Below are 12,208 nucleotides of genomic sequence, written 5' to 3' on the forward strand. Positions count from 1 at the left end.
TAGATATATATGTTTTTATATATTAAAATATTGTATTTGTATTTTAATCTTATATCAATTTTCTTATGAAGAATTATTCATACCATTGTATTTATGTCTATTAATCTATTTCTTATTATATTCAAATTTCATTTATAGCATTTCTTTTATGATAATTTTTAAACAGGCAATTTATACAGATTATTTAGACATAACTGAAGATTAAAATGATTAATCGTTTTTCTTATGATTTTTCTCGTAAATTACATATAAGAACTCTTTTTTGGACCAATTAATTGTGTTCCAGAAAAGAGTTCTATTTTTTTATTTAAATATAACTATTTATTATTATTATAAATAGTTAAAAAAGTAACAAAAACTTCATATAATTGATTGACAAATTAGAATTATTTAAATATAATGTACACAAATACATGTATATGTATACATTAGGAAAGGGGGAAATTTTTAAAAAATTATGATTTTTGAGAGTTAAGTATTTAGGAGTTAAAAAATAAGGAGGATTAAAAATGAAGAAAAAGTATGTATTTCCTTGTTTGCTATTATTTATTGCAGTTTTAACAGCAGGTATATTTTATAAAGAAGATTATAATAAAAAAAATCCAACTTCATCGGGACCTATTGTTATTAGACTTTCTCATGTAGCAAATGAAACATCTCCTTTACATTTATCATGTGTTTATTTTGAAGAAATTTTAGAAGAAAGATCAGAAGGTAAGTTTGATGTACAAGTATATCCAAATAGCCAATTAGGTGGAGATAGACAAGCAGTAGAAGCAGTAAGTCTTGGATCTATAACTGCATCTTTTCCAGGGACAGCAGTTTTATCTGGTTTTGAGCCTAAATTTATGGTAGGAGATTTACCTTTTATATTCAAAACACGTGATGCAGCATATAAGGCATATGATAATGAACTTGGTGAAGAATTAAACAAATTACTTGAACCACATAATCTTGTTAGTTTAGGATATGGGGACACAGGTTATAGGCATATAACAAATAATAAGAAACCGATTACCTGTCCAGATGATTTAGATGGACTTGCCATTAGGACTATGGAAAATCCTATACATATGGCATCTTTTAGAGAATGGGGAGCAAATCCTACTCCTATTAGTTTTTCAGAATTATTTACTGCATTGCAACAGCATACTATTGATGCACAGGAAAACCCATTACAAATAATATGTTCTTCAAGGTTTTATGAAGTACAAGATTATTTATCTTTAACTGGACATTTTTACGCATTAGGGAGTTTATTATTCAATAAAGAATTTGTTGAAAATCTTCCAGAAGATTTAAATATATTGTTAAATGAATGTGCTAGAGAAACGGTTGAATATCAAAGAAAAATAACTCAAGAAATGGAGGAAGAATTCCTTCAAGAATTAGAAGCAGCAGGAATGCATATAAACGAATTGACTCCAGAACAAAAGGATTTATTTATTGAAAAGGCAGAGCCCGTATATGAAAAATATGAGGGTATGTTAGGAAAAGATTTAATAGAGTTAGCTAGAAAATATAATGATTAGAATAGGAGGGGAAAACGTTGAAACTTTTGAAATGGCTAGATAAAAATTTTGAAACTTACTTCCTTATTGGAACATTGATATTTATGGTCGTTATTATTTCATTACAAGTTTTTCTTAGGACATTTTTTCATTTTTCATTTTCATGGGCTGAGGAAATTTCTCGTTATGTAATGTTATATCAAATTTGGGTAGGTGCAGCTTTAGCAGTAAAGGAAGATGCACATTTAAGGATTACTACATTTAGAGATAGATTTTCTAAAAAAGGACAAGCAAAGCTTGAAATTTTTGTTGTAGTATTATGGACAGTATTTGCTGCATTTATGACTATTAAATCAGGTCAATTAGTAAATATATTATTTAGTAGAGGACAAGTATCTCCTGCTATGCAAATGCCAATAGGATATGCTTATGCTTCCGTTACTTTTGGTTGTGGTCTCATGACATTTAGGTTATTACAAAAGCTTTATCATGAGATTAAAAATTTGGAGGTGTAGACCATGATTATTCTATTATTCGTATTATTAGCTGTATTTGTAACTATTAGTATGCCAATTGGTATTTCCCTTGGGGTAGCTACTTTAATTACTGTATTATTTGCAACTAATATAGATCCTGTTATGATTGCACAAAATTCTTTTACAGCTTTGGATTCATTTACATTAATGGCAATTCCATTTTTTATGCTAGCAGGAAACTTTATGAGATATGGTGGAGTTTCAAAAAGATTATTAAATCTAGCTGATGAAATAATTGGTTTTATAACTGGTGGACTTGGAATGGTAACAACATTAACATGTATGTTTTTTGCTGCTATTTCTGGTTCGGGACCAGCTACAGTATCAGCAGTTGGATCTTTTATGATACCAGCTATGAAAGAAGAAGGATATGATGGAGGATATGCAGCAGCATTAACAGCCGCAGCTGGAACTATTGGTGTTGTTATTCCACCATCAATACCATTTGTTATTTATGGTGTTGTAACAGGAACATCTATTGGAGATCTTTTCCTAGCTGGAATTATTCCTGGTTTGTTGATGGGTGTTGCTTTGATGGTTCTAAATTATAAAATTGCTAAGAAAAATGGATGGGCAGGAAAAGGTAATAGACCTACATTCAAATCAGTTTTAAAAGCAATAAAGGATGCTTTTTGGGCATTATTAAGTCCTCTTATAATTCTTGGTGGTATATATAGTGGATATTTTACACCAACAGAGGCAGCAGCTATTTCATGTGTATATACATTTATTATTGGAACTTTTGTATATAAAGAAATTGGGAAACAAGAACTATTTGATTGTTTAAAAGATACAGTTGTTATAGCTGGTGCAACATCATTTATGATTGGTTTATCCTCAGGTTTTGGAACTTTATTAACTATGGAACAAGTTCCTGGAACTGTTGCTAGTGCATTGATTAATTTCTCAAATAGTAAAATAGTTATTTTGTTATTAATAAATGTATTTCTATTAATAGTTGGTATGTTCATTGATAATATCTCAAGCTGTACTATTTTAGCACCTATATTTTTACCAGTTATGCTAGAGTTAGGTGTTAATCCAATTCATTTTGGTATTATTATGACAATGAATTTAGCTATTGGATTTATTACACCTCCATACGGAGCAAACCTTTTCATTGCCTCAGCAGTAGGAAAGATTCCTATGGAAGATATTATTAAATATATTTGGCCAACCATTGGCGTTATCATAGCAGTACTATTATTAACAACATTTATTCCACAATTATCTATGCTATTAGTTTAAATTAAAAAAATGGGAGGAATATAAAATGATATCATGTAACAAAAGATTAGAAGCAATTCCTTTTGGGGGATTATATGAGATTTTTGGGAAAGCTAATAAATTAGAAAGACAAGGAAAAAGAATTATACACATGGAAATAGGAAGACCAGATTATGATTCTCCAGATTTCGCTAAAGAAGCAGTTAAAAAAGCTTTAGATAAAGGACAAGTTCATTATACTGATGTTAATGGTATTGAGCCTTTGAGAAGAGCAATTTGTGAAAAGGAAGAAAGACGTTTTGGACTTAAATATGATTATGAAACAGAAATTAGCGTAATGTGTGGAGCAGCAGAAGCAATAGGTGTAATTATGTTGAGTATGATGAATCCTGGGGAAGAAATCATTTGTCCTAGTCCTTTCTTTTCAGCTTATAGAGAACAAGCTATTATAGCAGGTGTAAAATTAGTAGAAGTACCTGTACTTATGGCTGATAATTGGGAACTAAAAATAGAAGAAATAGAAAAAAGAATAACTAAAAATACAAGAATGATATTGATTAATTCACCTAATAACCCAGCAGGATATGTTTTGAATAAAGAAAATTTAGAGAAGATTGCAACTATAGCAAAAGAAAATGATTTAATAGTTCTTTCAGATGAATGTTATGATGAATTTATTTATGGACAAGAACATGTTTCTATTTCAACTTTAGAAGGTATGAGAGAAAGAACTTTAGTTGTAAAATCTACTTCAAAATCATTTTCTATGACAGGTTGGAGGGTTGGATATGTTCTTGGGCCTTCAAATGCAATTAAATATTTAAATAAAGTTCATCAAAATTTCTCAACTTGTGTTACAGCGTTTGCCCAATGGGGAGCTGTGGAAGCTTTCAAATATGGTGATGAATTTATAGATAATATGGTAAAGGAATTCAAAAGAAGAGGAGATTATCTATACGATGCTTTTACCAAAATTGATGGAATAAAAATGATAAAACCAAAAGGTGCTTTTTATGCATTCCCAGATATTACAGCCTTCGGAATGAGCGAAGCAGATTTTTGTAATTATTTGATGGAGGAAGCAGGGGTTGTAGGAGTTCCTGGGACATCATTTGGAGACTATGGAAAAGGACATATTAGATTAGCATATTGCCGTTCCTTTGATGAAATTGTTGAAGCTTGCGATAAAGTAAAAGAAGCTTTAGGAAAATTATAAATTTGATTTTGAATGAAATATAGTAAAGTGATATCCAATAGATTTAAAAATAATTAGGAGGTAATATACATGGCCAAAAAAATTGTCTTAAGTAGTGTACTAGTAGATGATCCAACTTATGAAAAAAGTTTAATAGAAGGAACAGGATTTGATTTAGTGTTTGTACCAAATGATGATCAAGAAACATTTTTGAAGGAAGTTGTCGATGCAGATGCTATTATAACAGCAGATAAACCAATTACCAAAGAAATAATTGATTCTTTAAAAAATTGTAAAGTCATTGTAAGACAAGGTATTGGATATGATGCTATAGATACAAAGGCAGCAAAAGAAAAAGAAATTGCGGTTTGCAATATTCCTGATTATTGTATAGATGAGGTTTCAGATTTTACTGTAACTTTAATGCTTAATTTATTAAGACATATTAACACTTATGATCAACATACTAGAGAAGGAAAATGGGATATACAAAGTATTCACACAGTTACTGGTTTCCCTGAAATGAGAAGGTTATCATTATTAACATTAGGAATTTTCGGATTTGGAAGAATTGCAAGATTAGTTGCAAAAAAAGCAAAACCATTTGGATTTAGAATAATTGCAGTTGACCCATATGTAGATCCTAAAGTTGCTGAGGAAATGGGTGTAGAATTAGTTGATTTCGATACAGCTGTAAAAGAATCAGATATTATGACAATTAATACACCATTAACACCTGAAACTAGACATCAATTTAATATTAATGTATTTAAAAAGATGAAACCAACAGCTTATGTTGTAAATACTGGAAGAGGTCCTTTGATTAAAGAAGATGATTTATATGAAGCATTAAAGAGTAAGTTAATAGCTGGAGCAGCTTTAGATGTTACTGAAACAGAACCACTTACTCCTGATCATAAATTATTTGAACTTGATAATTTGATTGTAACACCACATGCTGCATTCTTTACAAGTGATTCATTGCAAGAATTAAGAAGAAGAGCATGCGAAGAAGTAATTAGAGTTTTAAATGGAGAAGAACCAGAAAATAGAGTTAATAAATAGACATAACATGACCAACCTATATAAAAAAGAGAATGGTGAGCTAATGCTCATCATTCTCTTTTTCAAACAGGAATATATCTTGCCAGAGATTTCGCATCTAAAAAAATAAATGATTGCAAAATAAAAGCATCCTTTTTATAATAGTTTTGATGAGAAACCAACAAAAAGGATGCTGATAAAATGAACAAAAGTTATTTAAAACAAATGCTCACTTATATTAATAAGGTATACGATATTGGAGAAAAAATCAATAGTTTAAAAGATAAAAGAGTAAAGTTTTTAGTAAAAAATTCTACAATTACCTTCATAGTATTATTTGGAATTATGCTTCAAATAAAATGAGCGATGTGGAAGTAATATTAAACTTAAGAGATGCTTAGAAATACTTAATTGGCAATATAGAAAAACTTTTTAATCTTGATTTTATATGTAAAATTAATTATTTTGTTTCAAGAAATGAAAGCCTAAAATGGGGAGTTTTAAGAAATGGGAATGAGAAGTCAGTTATTTTGGGATGGTAACAAGCGAACAAGTACATTATGTGCTAATAAGATTTTAATTAGTGAGGGAAAAGGAATTTTGAGTATTCCAGAAAAATATATGAGGGAATTTAATGTAAAACTTAGTGAATTTTATAATACTAATGATTATAGTAAAATTGATAGTTTTATATATGATAATTGTATACATGGTCTTGTATTACAGCACGAACAGTAGGGGCAGTTTGGTCTGAACCCCTAATGGTTTACACTTTGGGTACGGTTAGTTTTACCTTTTTTTTCTGGCACTTTTTATTAAATAAAAGTCTTGAAACCTTTACAAACAGAGGTTTCAAGACTTTTTGAATTCTCTTTTCTGAAAAGAATCAGAATAAGGTTCAAAGTAAGAAAGAGAATTACTTATGTAATCATTACCAATTAAGTAGTAGCTTGAAACGGTAAAACCTATCTTTAATCTTTGCAATAGCTCCCTTGATAAAATAGAATGGCAATAATGCACAATTCCCAATAGTTACGTATTAAAAGTTAATATATGGAAATGATATTTTTAACAAGTAATACTAAGCTAGGGGAGTTAGTTATGTTAAGTTGGAGTAAAATTGAAGATAGAGCAGTCAAATTTCAAAAGTATTGGAAAAACTGTGATGGTAATGAGAGACAAGAAGCTCAAACTTTTGAAAAAGATTTTATGAATATATTTGAAGTTGACTGGAAAGATGGATTTCATGAACATCCAATAACTTTGAAAGATGGATCTATAGGATATATTGACTATTTTATGCCAGGGGAAATTCTAATTGAAATGAAGTCCAAGGGACAATCTTTAGCCAAAGCATATACACAAGCTATGGGCTATGTTCACTCTTTAAAACCAGAGGAAGTACCTGTATTAGTAGTAGTTTCAGACTTTGACAAAATGCAGGTATATAATTTAGAAAAAGATCATAGGTATAAACCTTTTAAAGTAAGCCAAATAAAAAAACATATTAGGATATTTGGTATTTTAGCAGGATACGATACAACATATAAAGAAAAAACAGAGATAGAACTAAATACAGATGCTTCATATAAAATGGCTGAACTACATGATATTTTAAAAGAAAATGGATATGATGGTCATAGTTTAGAAATATATTTAGTTAGACTATTATTTTGTTTATTTGCTGAAGATACAGGTATTTTTGAAAAGTATAGCTTTAGAAACTATGTTTAAGTTTCAGAAAAAGATGGTTCTGATTTAGCTATGCGTTTAATGGCATTATTTAATGTATTAAATACACCATTAGAAAAAAGAATGAATAATTTATCCCCAGAATTAAAAAGATTTAGATATATAAATGGTAATTTGTTTAAAGAGGATTTACCATTAGCTTCATTTAATCAAAATATGAGAAATCTTTTATTAGAATGTTGTATGTTTAATTGGTCAGAAATAAATCCAGCTATATTTGGTGCTATATTCCAAGGAGTAATGGACCAAGAGCAGAGAAGGAACCTAGGAGCTCATTACACATCTGAAGAAAATATTATGAAGGTATTAGAGCCTTTATTTTTAGATGAATTATATGATGAATTTGAAAGATCCAAAAGTACGGTTAAAGAACTTAAGAATTTTCAACGGAAATTAGCATCATTAAGGTTTTTAGAAATGTAACTACAGTAAATGATACAATTTAACAAAACAGAATACGGCTATTTCAAGCCATTATAGGACATATAATTACTGCTGACCCTAAAATTGAGGTCTTTTTTTATTGCCTTTTTTAGGAAACACTACTCTATGCACACCCCTTGAAAAAGATATTCTTATACTTTTTAATGCTATCTTAAAAGAGGTATTCTTTTATTTGGATTGAAACTATGTGTAATAAAACGATCAACTTTTAAATTCAATGTTAGATATATAATTCCGGGGATTGTAATTTGATTTTCCTTATGATAAAATAAGTACACATAAGTACACTGTAATAGATAAACTATGGATCAAGGAGGGAGTTTAATCAACATAATTATAAATACAGATTCTAATGAGCCTATTTATGAACAGATAGAAAATCAAATAAAAAAGAAAATTATAGACAATGAACTGCAAACTGGAGATTCACTTCCATCTATGAGATCTTTAGCAAGGAATCTGAAAGTTGCAGTCATAACTGTTCAAAGAGCTTATGAAGATTTACAAAAAGAGGGTTTTATAGAAACTGTTCATGGCAAGGGAAGTTTTGTATCTGCGAGAAATGTAGAATTGTTTAAAGAAGAAAACTATGCTGAGATTGAAGAATTAGCTAAAAAAATGATTAAAATCTCAAAAACTAGTTCTTTATCTTTAGATAATTTAATAAATTTGATAAAGAATATATATGAGGAGGATATATAAATGAGAAAATATTTAATTAATAATCTAGACATTGATAATTTTAGTATGATAATTACTTTATTAGATTATGAAACTAAAATTTCTGATTGTCTAAAATCTGTTAGAATATCCTCTTTTGATAGTAAGGAATTGTTAGTTGATACTGCATTGTGTTCTGGTATGAATGGTTATAGGTTTATTGCTACAACATTAAATAATGATGGAACTATTAATATTAGTGACTATAGATACGTAGATGTTAATCCACTTATATTAGAAAAAGCAAATGAAATAATACGACACGAACCAATTAGCCTAAACAACTCTATTTTAACTATTCCTCAAATAAACTTCTTGAAAAGCAAGCTAAATTAGTGGAATTAAAGTATTTTTATAAATATAAATAATGTAATAAGAAAAAGCACTTAATTATTTTAATCAGGTGCTTTTTTTCGTGTCATTACCTTGACACGAGCGGGTTCAGGAAACTTTCTAATAAGGAGCTTCGAATTATTGTCTATTTTAGCATTTAAACATGTATATAAAATTAGGTTATGATATAATAAAATATATGAAAATTATGTAAATTAATAATTAAATCCTAAATCTGGTCTTGGTATATTTAAAGAATTGGACAGGAGGACATTATGGAGACTATGTATCTAAATAACAAAGGAAAAGAAACTACATATAATTACATAATGAAGGATATCAAGAATAATTCAATAATAGATATAATTTCAATGAATTATTCCATATATGCGTTTAACGAATTAAAGCGAGAATTATCGGAGAGTAAAAAAGTTGATGCAATAATTTCTAATCCAGAATGGAACAAACTAGAAATTTTAGGTGGAAAATATGAAAGACATCATAGAAATAAATTGAATCAAAGACATATAGCCATGGAAATCAAAAACATACTTCAGGATAATATTAATATTCTCATTTCAAAAGATATTAGTATAATGAACAATGGGATTATAAAAATTGAAAATGAAAGAGAAATTTCAACCATTATGGGAAATATAAATTTTACTTTGGATGGTTTAGGAATAGTGCCAACAGAGGACTTTTATTTAAATACATATATAAATCATTCAAAGAATGAAAACAACAATATTATTGGATACATAAATAGTATTAAAGATAATAGATTGAAAAGTATAAAAGATGAGTTTATCTCAATATTAGATGAATTAATTGAGGCTAAATCTCCAGACTATATATATTTTATAATGCTATATAGTATATTTACAGATGAGTTAGCTGGTTTAAAAGATGGAGCATTTAATAAACAAACTGGAATAGAACAAACTAAAATTTGGAATACACTTTATAAGTTTCAAGAAGATGGTGCAAGAGGTATTATAGAAAAGTTGGAAAAATACAATGGATGTATATTAGCAGATTCAGTAGGCCTTGGAAAGACATTTACAGCACTATCTGTAATTAAATATTATGAACTTAGAAATGATAGAGTACTTGTTTTAGCTCCAAAGAAGCTTAGAGAAAACTGGACAATATACACATTAAATGATGATAGAAATCCTTTTGTAGATGATAGATTTAATTATGATGTATTAAATCATACAGATTTAAGTAGATATACAGGATATTCAGGAGATATAAATCTTGAGAATATTAATTGGGGAAACTATGATTTAGTAGTGATAGATGAATCTCATAACTTTAGAAACAATAATACTAGCAAAGAAAAAGTAACTAGATATAGTAGAATGATGGAGGAAGTAATAAAAGCAGGAGTGAAAACAAAAGTATTAATGCTTTCAGCTACACCAGTAAATACTAAAATGAACGATTTAAAAAATCAAATAGCTTTTATTACAGAGGGAGATGACAGTGCCTTTAAAAGTGCTGGTATCAAAAGTATAGAACAAACTTTAAGGATAGCACAAACTAAATTTAATATTTGGTCGGATCTACCAGATGGGGAAAGAACCACGTACAGATTTATATCTGAAGTAAATAATGATTATTTTAAATTACTAGATGCCATAACCATAGCTAGATCTAGAAAACATATAGAAAAATATTATGGGCTTAATGAAATTGGAAAATTCCCTGAAAGACTAAAGCCTAAAAATATTTATTCTGATATAGATTTAAAAGGTGAATACCCTAAATTAGAAGATATAAATAAGATTATTAAAAATTTAAATTTTGCTATCTACAGCCCATTAAAATATGTATTACCATCTAAAAGAGATGTATATAGTGAGAAATATGATACTGAAGTCAAAGACGGAAAATCCATATTTAAGCAGACAGATAGAGAACAGAGCATCATAGGACTTATGAGGGTAAATATGCTTAAGAGAATGGAAAGTTCCATTCATTCATTTGGGATTACACTGGCAAATATTTTAAAGAAAATAGATTGTATGATAGATAAAATTGATAACTCACAAAATGAGAAAATCAAGGAAGTAGAAATAGACGAAGAACTAGATGATGAAGATTTAGATATGGTAACAGTAGGAGAAAAGATAGAAATCAATTTGAAGGACATGGATCTTAGAAAATGGAAATCAGAACTGGAAGATGACAAGAAACAGTTGGAAAAGATCCTAAAGGCAACAGCAGTTATAAGACCTGAAAGAGATGAAAAACTATATGAACTTAAAAAATTAATAAAATATAAAATAGAAAATCCAATAAATGAAGATAATAAAAAGCTTATTATTTTTACAGCCTTTGCTGATACAGCAGACTATTTATATGAAAATTTGGCTCAAGAGTTCAAAGATAAATATAATATAAATTCAGCTCTTATAAAGGGTTCAGGGCAAAATAAGACAACCATGAAAGATGTAAATACTAAAGATATAAATACAGTATTAACTCATTTTTCTCCTATTTCAAAAGAGAGAAAGAAAGGGTTTACCGAAGAAATAGATATCCTAATAGCTACAGACTGTATATCAGAAGGACAAAACCTTCAAGATTGCGATTATCTAATAAATTACGATATACATTGGAATCCAGTTAGAATAATTCAAAGATTTGGTAGAATAGATAGAATTGGTTCAAAGAATGATGAAATACAATTAGTGAATTTTTGGCCAAATATGGAGCTAGATGAATATATAAACCTAGAAAATAGAGTAAAAAGTAGAATGGTTCTATCAGATGTATCTTCAACTGGAGAAGAAAATGTCCTAGATTTAAGCAAAAAAGAAATGAATGATTTAAAATACAGGAAAAAACAACTTTTAAAACTTAAAACAGAAGTAGTAGATTTGGAAGAAATATCAGGTGGGATATCTATAACCGATTTAACCTTTAATGATTTTAAAATGGATTTAGAAAAATACCTAGAAAAATATAAAGAGGAATTTTTCACAGGACTATATGCTATAGCTAAAATACCAGAAAGTTTAAAAAATGAATACAAAAAAGGAGTAATATTTGTACTAAAACAAGTAGATGAAGATGTAAAGGCAGAAAATTATAATCCATTTCATCCATATTATTTAATATACATAACAGATGAGGAAGAAATAAAATATAGCTATACTCACACTAAAAACATACTAGACATACTTAAAAAAATAGGAAAAGAAAATATAAAAGTAGATATGGAGCTGGAAAATAGATTTAAAAAAGAAACAAACAATTATAAAAACATGGACAAGTATAGAAGACTCCTTGAAAAATCCATAGAAAGTATTCTAGGAGAGAAGGAAGAAGATGGGATAATGTCTTTGTTTAGACCGGGTGGAACAAGTATAGGTATAGAAAATAAAGATATAGATTCCTTTGAAACTATATCATATTTAATATTGGAGTAGACA

10 protein-coding genes and 1 pseudogene are annotated in these 12,208 nt (G+C 28.5%); all 11 read left to right on the top strand.

Annotated features, from left to right (window positions below):
• The first annotated feature begins 509 nt into the window (after positions 1-509).
• On the top strand, positions 510-1,532 hold the full coding sequence (locus BQ9840_RS11115) for a TRAP transporter substrate-binding protein (protein ID WP_077369851.1): 1,023 nt from the start codon (positions 510-512) through the stop codon (positions 1,530-1,532).
• 17 nt (positions 1,533-1,549) lie between these two features.
• The gene (locus BQ9840_RS11120) at positions 1,550-2,026 is read left to right on the top strand and encodes a TRAP transporter small permease (protein ID WP_077369852.1); all 477 of its coding nucleotides are present in this window, start codon (positions 1,550-1,552) and stop codon (positions 2,024-2,026) included.
• A 3-nt stretch (positions 2,027-2,029) separates the two neighbouring features.
• Positions 2,030-3,295: a TRAP transporter large permease gene (locus BQ9840_RS11125; RefSeq protein WP_077369853.1), complete on the top strand. Its 1,266-nt coding sequence runs from the start codon at positions 2,030-2,032 to the stop codon at positions 3,293-3,295.
• A gap of 25 nt (positions 3,296-3,320) precedes the next feature.
• The gene (locus tag BQ9840_RS11130; RefSeq protein ID WP_077369854.1) at positions 3,321-4,490 is read left to right on the top strand and encodes a pyridoxal phosphate-dependent aminotransferase; all 1,170 of its coding nucleotides are present in this window, start codon (positions 3,321-3,323) and stop codon (positions 4,488-4,490) included.
• 69 nt (positions 4,491-4,559) lie between these two features.
• On the top strand, positions 4,560-5,534 hold the full coding sequence (locus tag BQ9840_RS11135) for a C-terminal binding protein (RefSeq protein WP_077369855.1): 975 nt from the start codon (positions 4,560-4,562) through the stop codon (positions 5,532-5,534).
• A gap of 180 nt (positions 5,535-5,714) precedes the next feature.
• Entirely contained in the window at positions 5,715-5,876 is a 162-nt protein-coding gene (locus BQ9840_RS12635) for a hypothetical protein (protein WP_159436165.1), read from the top strand.
• A 144-nt stretch (positions 5,877-6,020) separates the two neighbouring features.
• Positions 6,021-6,251: a hypothetical protein gene (locus BQ9840_RS11140; protein ID WP_077369856.1), complete on the top strand. Its 231-nt coding sequence runs from the start codon at positions 6,021-6,023 to the stop codon at positions 6,249-6,251.
• A 363-nt stretch (positions 6,252-6,614) separates the two neighbouring features.
• Positions 6,615-7,688 (top strand): annotated as a pseudogene (locus BQ9840_RS13125) (type IIL restriction-modification enzyme MmeI).
• Between the two features lie 324 nt (positions 7,689-8,012).
• Entirely contained in the window at positions 8,013-8,411 is a 399-nt protein-coding gene (locus BQ9840_RS11155) for a GntR family transcriptional regulator (protein WP_077369859.1), read from the top strand.
• Complete coding sequence (locus BQ9840_RS11160; RefSeq protein ID WP_077369860.1) at positions 8,412-8,765, top strand: type II toxin-antitoxin system RnlB family antitoxin; 354 nt, start codon at positions 8,412-8,414, stop codon at positions 8,763-8,765.
• Between the two features lie 272 nt (positions 8,766-9,037).
• On the top strand, positions 9,038-12,205 hold the full coding sequence (locus BQ9840_RS11165) for a helicase-related protein (RefSeq protein WP_077369861.1): 3,168 nt from the start codon (positions 9,038-9,040) through the stop codon (positions 12,203-12,205).
• The last annotated feature ends 3 nt before the right edge of the window (positions 12,206-12,208 follow it).

The organism is Anaerosalibacter sp. Marseille-P3206, assembly GCF_900155565.1.
GTDB lineage: Bacteria > Bacillota > Clostridia > Tissierellales > Sporanaerobacteraceae > FUHM01.

Coding starts and splice junctions, on each gene's coding strand:
- BQ9840_RS11115 (WP_077369851.1), top strand. CDS start 510: ATGAAGAAAAAGTATGTATTTCCTTGTTTGCTATTATTTATTGCAGTT.
- BQ9840_RS11125 (WP_077369853.1), top strand. CDS start 2,030: ATGATTATTCTATTATTCGTATTATTAGCTGTATTTGTAACTATTAGT.
- BQ9840_RS11130 (WP_077369854.1), top strand. CDS start 3,321: ATGATATCATGTAACAAAAGATTAGAAGCAATTCCTTTTGGGGGATTA.
- BQ9840_RS11135 (WP_077369855.1), top strand. CDS start 4,560: ATGGCCAAAAAAATTGTCTTAAGTAGTGTACTAGTAGATGATCCAACT.
- BQ9840_RS12635 (WP_159436165.1), top strand. CDS start 5,715: ATGAACAAAAGTTATTTAAAACAAATGCTCACTTATATTAATAAGGTA.
- BQ9840_RS11140 (WP_077369856.1), top strand. CDS start 6,021: ATGGGAATGAGAAGTCAGTTATTTTGGGATGGTAACAAGCGAACAAGT.
- BQ9840_RS11155 (WP_077369859.1), top strand. CDS start 8,013: ATGGATCAAGGAGGGAGTTTAATCAACATAATTATAAATACAGATTCT.
- BQ9840_RS11160 (WP_077369860.1), top strand. CDS start 8,412: ATGAGAAAATATTTAATTAATAATCTAGACATTGATAATTTTAGTATG.
- BQ9840_RS11165 (WP_077369861.1), top strand. CDS start 9,038: ATGGAGACTATGTATCTAAATAACAAAGGAAAAGAAACTACATATAAT.